Origin of the sequence: Intrasporangium sp. (assembly GCF_040414665.1) — a bacterium.
Lineage (GTDB): Bacteria > Actinomycetota > Actinomycetes > Actinomycetales > Dermatophilaceae > Intrasporangium.
The window spans coordinates 61953-75930 of sequence record NZ_JBEDUL010000064.1 but is presented as its reverse complement, the minus strand read 5'-3'; the positions used below and the strand labels follow the sequence as shown (position 1 = coordinate 75930).

Sequence of the window (13978 nt, the reverse complement as noted above, 5' to 3'; positions counted from 1 at the left end):
AGACCCCGGTCCCATGTGTCCAGTCGACACGGAAGGCAACCACAGCGGGCCCGCGCGGACGTTCGCGGGCAAGCCCAGCGGCATACGCCCGCGATGACTCTGTGGTCAGCGCACAGTGAGCGTGGGCGCGAGGCCGGCCACGACCGTGTCGGCCGTCAGGCCAAGCTCCTCGAGGAGCTCGGCGCGCGACGCGTGTGCGAGGAAGCGCTTCGGGATGCCAAAGGTGTGCACGGGGACGTCGATCCCGGCCTCCCGCAACGCGACCGTGACGGCAGAACCGATCCCACCGCTGACCAGGTTGTCCTCGACCACCGCGACGGCACCGGCGGATCGGGCCAGCTCGACGAGGGCCGGGCTGACGGGAAGCACCCAGCGCGGGTCGACGACACGCACGGTGTGGCCCTGGGCCGCGAGCTTCTCCCCCACGTCGACCGACATCCCGGCGAATGCCCCGACGCCGACGACGAGCACCTCGACCTCGCCTTCCCCCGTCTCGTGCAGGACATCGACGCCGCCCACGGATCGCACCGCGGCGACCGGCTCGGCCACGTCGCCCTTGGGGAAGCGCAGGACCGTCGGTGCGTCGGACACGTCGAGCGCCTCGCGCAGCTGCAGCTTGACCTGCTCGCCGTCCCGGGGTGCGGCGAGGCGCAGGCCGGGAACCATCGAGGTCAGGGTCATGTCCCACATCCCGTTGTGGGAGGGCCCGTCACTGCCGGTGACACCGGCGCGGTCGAGGATGAACGTCACCCCGGCGCGGTGCAGGGCACAGTCCATGAGCACCTGGTCGAACGCACGGTTGAGGAAGGTCGCGTAGACCGCGACGACCGGATGCAGCCCCGCGTAAGCCAGGCCGGAGGCCATGGTCACGGCGTGCTGCTCGGCGATACCCACGTCGAAGACGCGGTCGGGATGGGCGGCGGCGAAGCCGTCGAGCCCCACCGGGATGAGCATCGCCGCAGTGATCGCCACCACGTCGGGTCGCTCGGACCCGATGCGAACCATCTCCTCGTTGAACTCGTCCGTCCAGATCCGACCGGACACCTGGAAGGGCAGCCCCGTCTCGGGGTTGATCTTGCCGATGCCGTGCATGTGGTCGGCGTCGTCGTCGAGGGCCGGCTGGTAGCCCCGGCCCTTCTGGGTGATGACGTGGACGATGACCGGCCCGCCGAACTCCTTCGCCTGCCGCAGGGCCCGCTCGACGGCCAGCTCGTCGTGCCCGTCGACCGGACCGTAGTACTTCAGGCCGAGGTCCTCGAACATCCCCTGCGGAGCGACGATGTCCTTGATGCCCTTCTTGACGCCGTGCAGCGTCTCGAACATCGCACCACCGACGACGGGCGTGCGCACGAGGGAGCGCTTGCCCCAGTCGAGGAACCGCTCGTAGCCACGAGTCGTGCGCAGCGTCGCCAGGTGCTCGGCAAGCCCGCCGATGGTCGGGGCGTAGGAGCGCTCGTTGTCGTTGACGACGATGACGAGCGGCAGGTCCCGGTCGACGGCGATGTTGTTGATCGCCTCCCACGCCATTCCGCCGGTGAGCGCGCCGTCACCGATGACCGCGACCGTGTGGCGGCCGCTCTCGCCGCGCAGCCGGCGGCCCTTGGCGATGCCGTCCGCCCAGGACAGGGCCGTCGATGCATGGGAGTTCTCGACGACGTCGTGCTCGGACTCTGCCCGGCTCGGGTAGCCGGACAGGCCGCCCTGCTTCTTGAGCCTGCTGAAGTCGTGGCGCCCCGTCAGCAGCTTGTGCACGTAGGACTGGTGGCCCGTGTCGAAGACGATGGTGTCGCGGGGCGAGTCGAAGACGCGGTGCAGCGCGATGGTGAGCTCGACGACACCGAGGTTGGGGCCGAGGTGCCCACCGGTCTTGCACACCTCGGTGACGAGGAAGGTGCGGATCTCGTCGGCGAGCGCCGGCAGGTCGGCTGCCGACAGCGCCTTCACGTCTGCTGGGCTCTCGATCTGCTCGAGCAGGCTCACGCTGGCCAGGTCCTCTCGTTGGGATGCGTCGATCGAGTCTACGGCGTGACCGGCCGGGTGCCGAAAGCCTGGTCCCAGCCCGGTGCCAGGCCCCATGGCGTATGCCGCTGAGCTCCTCGCGCACGTCACTGCGGTGCGTGCCCTGCCGCACTCCCCCGGGGGCTCACAGCCGAGGCGCGAAGACCTTGCCCTGAAGGGCCTCGTGGAGCAGACGCGCGGACCGCGATGCGGCGAGCAGGCGGATGCCCTCGGCCTCGATCTGGACCAGGATCTCGTCGAGTGCCTCCGCCGGGACGTGCGGGCCGATGGCGACGCGAGCCTCTCGCCAGGCGTCGCGCATGGCGACGACCTGGCCCTCGAGGTGGCGGCCGGCGAGCCAGGCGAGCGCGATCGGGTGCTTGCGCCAGCCGCTGTAGGACCGGTAGTCGGGCGGGCACTGGTCGAGCAGCCACAGCACCGCCCGGTCCTCCCAGCCCGGAGTGTGGGCCGGGGGCACACCCTCGGGCCAGCCGGGTGGGGTGTGTGCTGCCATGCCGTCATTGTGCACGCTCGATCTCGGCCGACTCAGCCACGCGGGTCTGACCACCCGCCACCCGGCAACGGCGAGGGCCCCGCGTGCCGCACTGAGCGGCATACGGGGCCCTCGTCCTGTCGGGAGCGGGACTCAGCTGGCGACGAGGGAGCGAAGGACGTACTGGAGGATGCCGCCGTTGCGGTAGTAGTCCGCCTCGCCCGGTGTGTCGATGCGAACGACCGCGTCGAACTCCTTCGTCGTGCCGTCCTCGGCGGTCGCCGTGACGTGGACGGTCCGTGGCGTGCGCCCGTCGTTGAGCTCGGTGATCCCGGAGATCGAGAACGTCTCGGTGCCGGCCAGGCCGAGCGACTCGGCATTCTCCCCCTGCGGGAACTGGAGCGGGATCACGCCCATGCCGATGAGGTTGCTGCGGTGGATCCGCTCGTAGCTCTCGGCGATGACCGCCCTGACGCCGAGCAGGCTCGTGCCCTTGGCGGCCCAGTCGCGCGACGACCCGGAGCCGTACTCCTTGCCGGCCAGGATGACGAGGGGCGTGCCCGCACCGGCATAGCTCTGTGCCGCATCGTAGATGGTCGTCTGCTCGCCGCCCTGGGTGAAGTCGCGGGTGAAGCCACCCTCGACGCCGTCGAGGAGCAGGTTCTTGAGGCGGATGTTCGCGAACGTGCCGCGGATCATGACCTCGTGGTTGCCGCGACGCGAGCCGTAGGAGTTGAAGTCCCTGCGCTCGATGCCGTGCTCCTGGAGGTACCGGCCCGCTGGGCTGTCGGCCTTGATCGACCCGGCCGGGCTGATGTGGTCCGTCGTGACCGAGTCACCGAGCTTGGCGAGCACCCGCGCGCCCTCGATGTCCCCGACGGGGGCCGGCTCGGCAGTCATGCCCTCGAAGTACGGGGGCTTGCGGACGTAGGTCGACTCGGCGTTCCACGCGAAGGTGTCGCCCTCCGGCGTCGGCAGGGACCGCCAGCGCTCGTCCCCGGCGAAGACGTCGGCGTAGTCCTCGGTGAACATCTCCTTGTTGATCGACTCGGCGATCGTGCGCTCGACGTCCTCGGGCGCGGGCCAGATGTCCCTGAGGAACACGTCGCCCCCGTCCGCGTCCTGGCCCAGTGCCTCGGCCTCGAAGTCGAAGTCCATCGTGCCCGCCAGCGCGTAGGCGATGACGAGCGGTGGGCTCGCGAGGTAGTTCATCTTGACGTCCGGGTTGATCCGGCCCTCGAAGTTGCGGTTGCCCGACAGGACCGACGTGACGGCGAGGTCGCTGTCGTTGACCGCCTGCGAGACCTCCTCGATGATCGGTCCGGAGTTGCCGATGCACGTGGTGCAGCCGTAGCCGACGAGGTGGAAGCCGAGCTTCTCGAGGTAGGGCCACATGCCCGCCTTGTCGTAGTAGCCGCTGACCACCTTGGAGCCCGGCGCCATCGAGGTCTTGACCCACGGGGCGACCGTGAGCCCCTTCTCGACGGCGTTCTTGGCAAGCATCGCGGCCGCCATCATGACCGAGGGGTTGGACGTGTTGGTGCAGCTCGTGATCGAGGCGATCGCGACGTGGCCGTGGTCGATGGTCTGCTCGGCACCGTCGAGGGTGACGGTGGTCGGGTGGCTCGCCCGCTCCACACCAGCTGGCGCGGCAGGCGAGTGGACGGGGCGGCCCGCGCTCTCGGACTCCTCGCGCGCGTCGTGTGAGGGCGAGTCGGACGCGGGGAAGGTGCCGATCAGCTCCTGGTCGACGCTGCTCTTCTCGATGCTGTTGCCGTTGACGACGTAGTTCTTCAGGTCGTTGCGGAACTGCTCCTTGGAGCGGGTCAGCTCGATGCGGTCCTGCGGGCGCTTCGGCCCGGCGATGGAGGGGACCACCGTCGAGAGGTCGAGCTCGAGGTACTCGGAGAACCGGGCCTCGGTGCCCGGCTCGAGCCACATGCCCTGCTCCTTGGCGTAGGCCTCGACGAGGGCAACCTGCTCGTCGGAGCGACCCGTCAGGCGCAGGTAGTCGAGCGTGACCTGGTCGATCGGGAAGATCGCGCAGGTGGAGCCGAACTCCGGGCTCATGTTGCCGATGGTGGCGCGGTTGGCGAGCGGGACCTGGGCCACGCCCTCGCCGTAGAACTCGACGAACTTGCCGACGACGCCGTGGTCGCGCAACATCTCGGTGATGGTCAGGACGACGTCGGTCGCGGTCGCGCCGGACGGGATCGACCCGGTGAGCTTGAAGCCGACGACGCGCGGGATGAGCATCGACACGGGCTGGCCGAGCATGGCTGCCTCGGCCTCGATGCCGCCGACGCCCCAGCCGAGGACGCCGAGGCCGTTGACCATCGTCGTGTGCGAGTCGGTGCCGACGCAGGTGTCGGGGTAGGCAACCCGAGCGCCGTCCACGTCACGGGTCATGACGACGCGCGCCAGGTGCTCGATGTTGACCTGGTGGACGATGCCGGTGCCGGGCGGGACGACCTTGAAGTCGTCGAACGCAGTCTGGCCCCAGCGGAGGAACTGGTAGCGCTCGTGGTTGCGCTGGTACTCGATCTCGACATTCTTCTCGAAGGCGTCGGGCCGGCCGAAGACGTCGATGATGACCGAGTGGTCGATGACCAGCTCGGCGGGGGCCAGGGGGTTGATCTTGGCAGGGTCACCACCGAGATCCGCAACGGCCTCGCGCATCGTCGCCAGGTCGACGACGCAGGGCACGCCGGTGAAGTCCTGCATGATGACGCGCCCAGGGGTGAACTGGATCTCCGTGTCGGGCTCCGCGTTGGCGTCCCAGCCCCCCAGCGCACGGATGTGGTCAGCCGTGATGTTGGCCCCGTCCTCGGTCCGCAGCAGGTTCTCCAGGAGAACCTTGAGGCTGAACGGGAGGGTGTCGTGTCCCTCGACCTGGGCGAGGCGGTAGATCTCGTACGACTGACCACCGACCTCGAGGGTCCCCTTGGCCTTGAAGCTGTCAACACTGCCCACAGCGGGCTCCTTCCAGCAGCTGAAGTTGGATGTCGCAATCGACCATTTATCTTGATATCAAGATATCTAACCACACGCCTCGACCATTGTCAGCCCGGGTCGCGCACGCGACCAAGGGATCGGCAGCCGTATGCCGCTGGGCTCGTCACCCCTGTACCCATCCGTCCCAGCGCGGCGGGCCGCACCCCCGGGTGATGCTCAGCCAGCGGGTTCGAGCACGGCGATGCACTCGACGTGGTGCGTCATCGGGAAGGCATCCCAGCCCTCCACGTGCGTGAGGCGGAACCCATGGTCCACGGCGGCCTTGACATCCCGGGCGAGGGCGGCAGGATCACACGCAACGTAGACCACCCGGCGGGGGCGCATCGCGGCCACCTGGCCCAGGACAGCGGCACCGGCGCCCGTGCGGGGCGGATCCAGCACGACGAGGTCCGCCGTGATTCCCTGCGAGACAAGGGAGCCCAGCTCGTGGTCGACCCGGTTGCACCGCCACTCGACGTTGTCCTGCCCGTCGGTGTTGAGCAGGCCGTTCGACACGGCGAGCGCATCACCCTCGACGGCGAGGACGAAACCACCGGGCGACACGAGCTCGCCGAGCCGCATGGCGAACAGGCCCGAGCCGGCATAGAGGTCGAGGACGCGCTCGCCGGGCGCCGGTTCGAGGAGCGCGACGACCCTGGACAGGAACGTTGACGCCGCTCCGGGGTGGACCTGCCAGAAACCCCTCGCGGAGACGACGTACTCGCCCTCCCAGGCTCCGTCGGTGGCGCGCTCGCCCACGAGGCCGCCGCCCTCGTCCGCTCCGCGCGGGAGGGGCAAGGCGACGAGCACGGGCTCGTCGGGATGGGCCGGATCGATGACGTCGACCGCGGTGCACCCCTGCCAGTCGGTGTCGAGCACGCCGGAGTCCCGGACGCCCTCGGTCGCGATGAGGCAGTCGTCGACGGGGACGATCCGGCGCGAGCGGTGCCCGTGCAGCCCGGCACGTCCCTCACGGTCGACGGCGAACTCCACGCGGGTGCGCCAGCGCAGCCCGTCGCGGTCGCCCGGAACGGGGCGGACCTCGACGTCGACCTCGGTGCCGGCGAGCCGGACGAACTGCTCACGGACGACGGCCGCCTTGAGCTCGCGTTGGTGGGCGAGCGAGACGTGCTGGAAGTCGCACCCGCCGCAGACGCGTTCTGCCGCGTAGCGGCAGGGCGCCGGCACCCGGTGAGCCGAGGCTCGCACCACCTCGACGGCATCGGCACGGACGAACCGGTCGCCGACCCGGCCCTCGGTGACCCGGGCCACGATGCGCTCACCCGGCAGGGCGTGCCGGACGAACACCACCTGCCCCTCGTTCCGCGCGACGCAGTGGCCACCGTGCGCGACGGCTCCCACGTCGAGCGTCCACTCGTTGCCCACGAGGCTGGCCCGGCCCGCAGGTCGCTCCCGCGGGACGCGACGGCTCACGTGCCGCCGCCGCCGCGGACCGAGCCGGGAATGGGCGGCATGTCGATCCAGTCGCGCTCGGCGCCCTCCGAGGAGGCGAGCTGCCACGGCACGCTGACGACCATGACGCCGGGGGTGAACAGCAGCCGCGCCTTGAGGCGCAGCGCGCTGTGGTTGTGGAGCACCTGTTCCCACCACCGGCCGAGGACGTACTCCGGGAGGTAGACCGTGACGAGGTCACGCGGGTTGCCGGTGCGGATCGACCGCACGTAGTCGAGGATCGGTCGGGTGATCGACCGGTAGGGCGAGGCGAGGACCTTGAGGGTCACCGGGATCTGCCGTCGCTCCCACTCCTCCACGAGGGCCCTGGTCTCGTCCGCGTCGACGTCGACCGTGACCGCCTCGAGCATCGACGGCCGGCTCGCCCGTGCATAGGACAGTGCGCGCATGGTCGGCTTGTGGACCTTGGAGATGCAGACGATGGCGTGAACGTGGCTGGGCAGCAGGGGCTTGTCGGACTCCCAGTCGATGGCGAGCTCCTGGCTCACCCGCTCGTAGTGCTTCCTGATGCCCAGCATGAGCGCGAAGAGCAGGGCCATCGCGAGGATGGCGTAGCGGGCGCCGGCCTGGAACTTGGTGATGAGCACGACGACCAGGACCGTCCCGGACATCGCGGCACCGATGGCGTTGATGACCCGTGACCGCATCATCCGGGCCCGTGCCTTGGGGTCGCGTTCCAGCCGCAGGTGCCGGGTCCAGTGCCGGACCATGCCGACCTGGCTCACGGTGAACGAGACGAAGACGCCGACGATGTAGAGCTGGATGAGCGCGGTCACCTCGGCCTTGAACGCAATGACGAGCACGATCGCCGCACCCGACAGGATGAGAATGCCGTTGGAGAACGCCAGCCGGTCGCCGCGGGTGTGCAGCTGGCGGGGCAGGTAGCCGTCGCGCGCCAGGATCGAGCCGAGTACCGGGAAGCCGTTGAACGCCGTGTTGGCGGCGAGCACGAGGATCAGGCCGGTGACGATCGAGACGAAGACGACGCCCACCTCGAAGTCCTTGAAGACCGCGACGGACAGCTGGCCGATGACCGTGTGCTGGACGTAGTCCTCGCCCACCGGCTGCCCGTTGCGCAACAGCTGGGAGGCCGGGTCGTCAGCGATCTTGACCCCGGTCCACTGAGACAGGGCGATGATCGAGGTGAGCATCGTGATCGACAGCGTCCCCATGAGGAGCAGGGTCGTGGCCGCGTTCCGGCTCTTCGGCTTCTGGAAGGCCGGGACACCGTTGGAGATCGCCTCGACACCGGTGAGGGCCGCGCATCCCGACGAGAAGGCGCGAAGGAGCAGGAACCCGGCCGCGAGCCCGGTGATCGTCTCGTCCCCCTCGGGCACGAGCGTCAGCCCGGCAGACTCCGCCGGCGCGAGGTTTCCGGTGAACTCCTGGAGGAAGCCGTAGGCGCCCATGCCGACGATGGCGACCATGAACGCGTAGACCGGGACGGCGAAGGCCATGCCCGACTCCCGGACGCCACGCAGGTTCATCGCGGTGAGGAAGAGGATCAACACGACCGCGACGACGACCTCCCGGCCGCGCACGAAGTCGAGCACGGTGGCGGCGTTCTGCACACCGGACGAGATGGACACCGCAACGGTGAGGACGTAGTCGACGAGCAGGGAGCTGGCCACGGTGAGCCCCGCCTTGGGGCCGATGTTCACCGTGGCCACCTCGTAGTCCCCGCCTCCCGACGGGTAGGCGTGGACGTTCTGCCGATAGGAGGCGACGACGACGACCATGACCAGGATGACCCCGACCGTCACCTGCCAGCTGTGGCTCATGACGAACGCGCCGCCGGCGATGCCGAGCATGAGCAGGATCTCGTCCGGGGCGTACGCCACGGACGAGAGCGCGTCGCTGGCGAAGATCGGCAGCGCGAGGCGCTTGGGGAGCAGTGTCTCGTGGAGCCGGTCACTGCGCATCGCGCGACCGATGATGATGCGCTTCCAGAGCGAACCAGTTCCTGGCACGAACGACACTGTATGCCGCTGGGCTGGGCCGCGTGGTCACGCACGCCGGTGACTGTGGCTGGGTGTAGCGTCGCGATCGTGCACTTCGTCATCATGGGCTGTGGGCGAGTCGGCTCGACCTTGGCCCGTATGCTCGGTTCACACGGCCACGACGTCGCCATCATCGACCAGGACGCCTCCGCCTTCCGCCGGCTCGGCACCTCGTTCGAGGGGCAGACGGTCACGGGCATCGGCTTCGACCGGGACACCCTCATTGCTGCTGGCATCAAGGGCGCCTACGCCTTTGCCGCCGTGAGCAGCGGCGACAACTCCAACATCCTGGCCGCGCGGGTCGCGCGAGAGACGTTCGGCGTCGAGCATGTCGCCGCCCGCATCTACGACCCCCAACGGGCCGCGGTCTACCAACGACTCGGCATCCCCACGGTCGCCACCGTCAAGTGGACCGCGGACCAGATGATCCAGCGCCTGCTGCCCTCCGGAGCGATGCCGGAGCTGACGGACCCGAGCGGCCAGGTCGTCATCGCCGAGGTCCCCCTGGCCGAGCAGTGGATCGGTCGGTCCCTGACCGATGTCGAGGCCAGGACCGGTGCGCGGGTCGCGTACCTCACGCGTCTCGGGCAGGGGGAGCTCCCTCGTGCCGACACGGTGGTCCAGCAGGGCGACCTCGTCCACCTCGCCCTCCGGCGGGAGGACCTGGCGCGAGTCGAGCGCATCTGCGACCAGCCGCCCGTACTCCATTGACCATCGTCCGCGCAGCCTCCGCCTCGCGGACGTAGGTTGGTGCCAGGCTCGGCTTCTGTTGAGGAGAGATCAGATGCGTGTCGTCATCGCGGGAGCGGGCAGCGTGGGGCGATCGATCGCCCGCGAGCTGCTCGCCAACGGCCATCAGATACTGCTCATCGACAAGGACGCCGACGACGTCCAGGCGTCCCGGGTGCCGGAGGCGTCGTGGCTGCTGGCTGACGCCTGCGAGCTCAGCGCCCTGGAGGAGGCCCGCCTCGAGGAGTCGGACGTCGTCGTCGCGGCGACCGGCGACGACAAGGCCAACCTCGTCCTGTCCCTGCTCGCCAAGACGGAGTTCGGCGTCCCGCGCACGGTCGCGCGCGTCAACAACCCCAAGAACGAGTGGATGTTCGACGAGTCCTGGGGCGTCGACGTCGCCGTCTCGACGCCGCGCCTCATGACCGCTCTCATCGAGGAGGCCGTGAGCATCGGTGACCTCGTGCGGATCTTCGAGTTCCAGCAGGGGCGCGCCTCGATGGTCGAGATCACCCTGCCGGACGGCAGCCCGTTCGCCGGCCAACGCGTGGGGGACATCATCTGGCCGACGGACACCGTCCTCGTCGCGATCATCCGGGACGAGCGGCCGATCGCGCCCACCCGTGACGATGCGATGGAGGTCGGGGACGAGCTGCTCTTCATCACCACCGTTGAGCAGGAGCCGCAGCTGCAGCAGCTCGTCGCCCCGCGGTCACGCCTCAACGACGTCGGGATCGACCGCTGAGCCTCAGTCGTCGCCGGCGGACTCCGTCGTCCTGGGGCCGAGGCTCCCGGGGTCGATCGGCGTGTTCCCACGCAGGAGAATGGCACCCATGACCGTGATGGCCACGACGTAGGCAGGCCATCCGAGCACGACCTTGGCCACCCCGAGGGCCGCCACCTGCTCGGCGAGATAGAGCGGCACCATGACGGCCAGCCTGACGACGTTGAGCGCGATGAGGACCCACGCGAGCCGCATCGCCACCGTGATGATTCCCGGGTGCTTGTGCCACCACGTCGGGTCCTGCGCGAACGCCTCCGGCTCGGCCACCGCGACGACGAAGCCGAAGAGCGGCCAGCGGGCCAGGTTGGTGGCGAGGAGCAACACGAGAAGGCCGGCGTTCTGCAGCATGCCGGGCAGGAACGCGTCCTCTGCCTGGCCGGACCTGAGGGCGAAGAACGCGGAAATCCCGACGCCCACCGCGGCGTAGGCGATGAACCGTGGGTCCTGTCGCTGCAGGATCCGGATTGCGAGCGGGATCAGGACCATGACGCCGGCCGCGAGCAGCGACACCTTGAGGTCCTTCGTGAACGCCCAGGTCAGGGCGAACGCGAGGGTCGGTACGGCGGACTCGACGGCCCCTCGCCACCCGCCGATCGCTTCCGAGAGCTTGACTCGAAGCAGCTCCTCGACGGTCGGGAACCGGCGCAGGTCCGCCTCGGACCGCGCCACCGCACCACCGACGGGGGCGCCGTCAACGTGCTCAGCCAAGGGACTCCCCCACTCTCCCGATGACCTCGTAGGCCGGGTTGAAGATCGTGACGACGCGACGCTGGACGGTGACCCGTCCGGTCGCCCGCAGGCGGATGCCGGGCGAGATCCCCGGAATGCTCCGGCGGCCCAACCACACCAGGTGCAGGGCGCCGCTGCCGTCCCACAGCTCGACATCGAGAGCCGGCACATCGACCCGGGGGCGCAGTGACATGGTCCGCACCTCGCCGACGACCGTCACTCTCGCTCTGGGATGAGCCTCCCGGATCGGGACGACCTCCGTCTGGGTACCGTCCCGCCGTGGCGGAGGGGGCCCGTCGGCACCAGGCTGATCCCGACGGAGCCGGTCCGCGAAGCGGCGCAGACGGTGTCCGGTGTCAGAGGTCATGAGGGTCTGCGCAGCGGACGGGGCGCGAGGTCATCGGGATCACCGGACCTCGGTGATCTCGGGCCCGCGCTCGAACGGCTTGAGGTCCTCGAGACGGCGCCGGTCATCAGAACCACCATGGTCGTGCTCGTGGTGCTCATCGGGTCGCTCCGAGGCGGTGGGCGCCGCGGTGGTGTCGGGCAGCCGCAGGGCGAGCAGCTCACGCGGGGGACGAGCCTCGTCGCCCCGGTCGATGACGGTCGTGCGGATGACGTCGTGCACGTCCGCTGCCGCCGCATCGTCGATGGCGGCGCGGCCGCTCACGACAGCACGAAGGAACCACCGCGGCCCGTCGAAACCGATGAAGCGGGCGGGCATGAAGACGGTGCGACCATCGGGCCCCTGCTGCGGCATCCGCGTCAGCAGCTCCTCGCCGAACTCGCCGGTGCGGATCTCGGCCGTACCGCCGGAATCGGTGATGCTCTTGCCGATCTCGTTGCGGATGTCGATCCAGACACCCTCGCTCTTCGGCGCCGCAAAGGCCTGCAGCTGCACGGCGGACTCGCCGAGCACGGCCGTGACCCCGGTGATCTGCTGCTCCTGCTCGTTCACCTCGAGTCGCAGCTCCATCCCCGGCTTCCCCTTGAGCCAGAGCGCCCCGAGGTTGAGGTACTCGCTGTCGTCGCTCACCGCGGACCGGTCGAAGGGACCAGCCATCCCGTCCACCGCCGCACCCCCGGCATCCATCTCCTCCGGGTCCTGCTCTCCGGAGTCGAGCTGAAGGTCGTCATCCAGGTCATCGAAGTCCGCCTCAGGGGCTGGCTGCTCGTCACGGGCCGACTTGCGGCTGCTGAAGAGTCCCACGTGAATCCGTCCTTCTGTCTACATCTGTCGAGGGGCCGGGCCCGGACCACCTCGGGCGACCGCCGGCCGGCCCGGGGAACCCGGCGAGTGGCCGGGCCACTGGTCGAGCCCGGTGCATCCTGTCAGGTCCAGTCAGGCACTCGGCGGTCGCGCTGCCCCGAAGCCGCCGGTCGACCCGTGTCCAGTGTCCCCCCGGACGGTCGCGTCGAGCGAATCGACGGCCACGAAGCGTGCTCGAGCCACCGGCTGGACGACGAGCTGGGCGATGCGGTCCCCGCGGTGGACCGCGAAGTCCTCGCTCGGGTCGAGGTTCACCAGGTTGACGAGGATCTCGCCGCGGTAGCCCTCGTCGATGGTGCCGGGCGCGTTGACGATCGAGATGCCGTGGCGGGCCGCCAGCCCGGATCGGGGGTGGACGAATCCGGCGTGGCCCGGGGGGAGCGCGATGGCGACGCCGGTGGGCACGAGGACGCGCTCACCGGGGCGGATCACCAGCTCGACCCGCGACACGAGGTCGGCCCCGGCATCACCGGGATGGGCATATGACGGCAAGGGGAGGTCGGGATCGATCCGGAGGACCGCGACGACAACGGGCGAGGGCGGGCCGGCATCGCCTGCCTCGGGGGCAGCACAAGGGTCGGTCACGTGGACCGACCCTATCTGCTCGAGCTGGGACTCGACCTGCCCGTGGGACGCGGCGCTCAGGCCGCACACTCCGTGCAGATCATCATCCCGTTCGTCTCCTTGGCGAGCTGGCTCCGGTGGTGCACCAGGAAGCACCTGGAGCAGGTGAACTCGTCAGCCTGCTTCGGCAGCACCCGCACGGACAGCTCCTCACCGGAGAGATCCGCGCCGGGCAGCTCGAAGCCCTCGGCCTGCTCGGTCTCGTCGACGTCCACACTGGACGCGCTCTTGTCGACACGACGCGACTTGAGCTCCTCGATCGAGTCCTCGCTCAGGTCGTCGTCTGTCTTGCGTGGAGCGTCGTAGTCGGTTGCCATCTGTGCCCTCTCACTGCTTGCTGATACTCCGTCTGACCGGAGAACCGCCCCTTGTCGTGACGCGAGAACGTCCCCGCACGCGTCCTTGTTCCCGCACAGCCGAAGACGGTGTTCACATCGTCAAACACGCTGCGTGCGCGGATTGTGCCCCATCCGCCAGCCTCTGTCACTTCGTCTCACGGCGAGTCTCAGCGCTCGCGCCCGCAAAACGGACAGACCTGCCGTTTCCGGACCAATCCTTCACGATCTCTTTGCCAAACCCAGACCCGGCCCGGTGCAGGCTGGGTCCCGGATGTCCCGCGGACCCACTGATAAGGTCTGCGAGCCCAACCGACCCTTCACCGGCCAGGAGGTGCCATGACCGAATTCGGCGAACAGATCCGCGTCCGCGTGCTCGACGCCCTCGATGATCTCGCCCGAGCGCGCGCCTCCGGCGACGACTACCGCATCCAGATCCACACGGGCGAGCTCGAGTCGTTCGCCCGCCTTGCCGCAGAGAATGGCGTTCGGGTCCCGGAGCTGGAGCAGTTTCGGGCCGCCTGACCGACCCACCCGGCCACGTGGTGA

13 protein-coding genes are annotated in these 13978 nt (G+C 69.5%); 3 read left to right on the top strand and 10 right to left on the bottom strand.

Going from position 1 to position 13978, the window contains the following annotated elements; translation table 11 throughout:
* Positions 1 to 105: 105 nt before the first annotated feature.
* The 5 genes from dxs to ABF401_RS07260 all read right to left on the bottom strand — a co-directional run bounded on the left by dxs (position 106) and on the right by ABF401_RS07260 (position 8880).
* Complete coding sequence (gene dxs, locus ABF401_RS07280) at positions 106 to 1980, bottom strand: 1-deoxy-D-xylulose-5-phosphate synthase (RefSeq protein WP_353508874.1); 1875 nt, start codon at positions 1978 to 1980, stop codon at positions 106 to 108.
* A gap of 163 nt (positions 1981 to 2143) precedes the next feature.
* Complete coding sequence (locus ABF401_RS07275) at positions 2144 to 2512, bottom strand: hypothetical protein (RefSeq protein WP_353508873.1); 369 nt, start codon at positions 2510 to 2512, stop codon at positions 2144 to 2146.
* Positions 2513 to 2644: 132 nt separating this feature from the next.
* Positions 2645 to 5464 carry an aconitate hydratase gene (locus ABF401_RS07270; protein WP_353508872.1) on the bottom strand — a complete coding sequence of 940 codons (2820 nt, stop codon included), beginning with the start codon at positions 5462 to 5464 and terminating at the stop codon, positions 2645 to 2647.
* A gap of 198 nt (positions 5465 to 5662) precedes the next feature.
* On the bottom strand, positions 5663 to 6919 hold the full coding sequence (locus tag ABF401_RS07265; RefSeq protein WP_353508871.1) for a class I SAM-dependent RNA methyltransferase: 1257 nt from the start codon (positions 6917 to 6919) through the stop codon (positions 5663 to 5665).
* Complete coding sequence (locus tag ABF401_RS07260; RefSeq protein ID WP_353509002.1) at positions 6916 to 8880, bottom strand: APC family permease; 1965 nt, start codon at positions 8878 to 8880, stop codon at positions 6916 to 6918. Before ABF401_RS07260 ends, ABF401_RS07265 begins: the two co-directional genes overlap by 4 nt.
* A gap of 126 nt (positions 8881 to 9006) precedes the next feature.
* On the opposite strand from ABF401_RS07260, the gene ABF401_RS07255 reads away from it, so the two are divergent.
* Together ABF401_RS07255 and ABF401_RS07250 are read left to right on the top strand one after the other, a co-directional pair.
* A complete protein-coding gene (locus ABF401_RS07255) occupies positions 9007 to 9669 on the top strand; it encodes a potassium channel family protein (protein ID WP_353508870.1) in 663 nt (220 codons plus the stop codon).
* Positions 9563 to 10432, top strand: coding sequence for a potassium channel family protein (locus ABF401_RS07250; RefSeq protein WP_353508869.1), 870 nt, complete (start codon positions 9563 to 9565; stop codon positions 10430 to 10432). The genes ABF401_RS07255 and ABF401_RS07250 overlap by 107 nt, the downstream gene beginning before the upstream one ends.
* Positions 10433 to 10435: 3 nt before the next feature.
* Here the strand turns inward: ABF401_RS07250 and ABF401_RS07245 are convergent, their stop codons facing one another.
* The 5 genes from ABF401_RS07245 to ABF401_RS07225 all read right to left on the bottom strand — a co-directional run bounded on the left by ABF401_RS07245 (position 10436) and on the right by ABF401_RS07225 (position 13411).
* On the bottom strand, positions 10436 to 11179 hold the full coding sequence (locus ABF401_RS07245) for a DUF3159 domain-containing protein (protein WP_353508868.1): 744 nt from the start codon (positions 11177 to 11179) through the stop codon (positions 10436 to 10438).
* A complete protein-coding gene (locus ABF401_RS07240; RefSeq protein ID WP_353508867.1) occupies positions 11172 to 11393 on the bottom strand; it encodes a single stranded DNA-binding domain-containing protein in 222 nt (73 codons plus the stop codon). Before ABF401_RS07240 ends, ABF401_RS07245 begins: the two co-directional genes overlap by 8 nt.
* A 213-nt stretch (positions 11394 to 11606) precedes the next feature.
* Entirely contained in the window at positions 11607 to 12410 is an 804-nt protein-coding gene (locus ABF401_RS07235) for a DUF3710 domain-containing protein (protein ID WP_353508866.1), read from the bottom strand.
* 132 nt (positions 12411 to 12542) lie between these two features.
* Positions 12543 to 13055, bottom strand: coding sequence for a dUTP diphosphatase (gene dut / locus ABF401_RS07230; RefSeq protein ID WP_353508865.1), 513 nt, complete (start codon positions 13053 to 13055; stop codon positions 12543 to 12545).
* A 56-nt stretch (positions 13056 to 13111) separates the two neighbouring features.
* Entirely contained in the window at positions 13112 to 13411 is a 300-nt protein-coding gene (locus tag ABF401_RS07225) for a DUF4193 domain-containing protein (RefSeq protein ID WP_353508864.1), read from the bottom strand.
* A 357-nt stretch (positions 13412 to 13768) separates the two neighbouring features.
* On the opposite strand from ABF401_RS07225, the gene ABF401_RS07220 reads away from it, so the two are divergent.
* The gene (locus ABF401_RS07220; protein WP_353508863.1) at positions 13769 to 13954 is read left to right on the top strand and encodes a hypothetical protein; all 186 of its coding nucleotides are present in this window, start codon (positions 13769 to 13771) and stop codon (positions 13952 to 13954) included.
* Positions 13955 to 13978 lie beyond the last annotated feature (24 nt).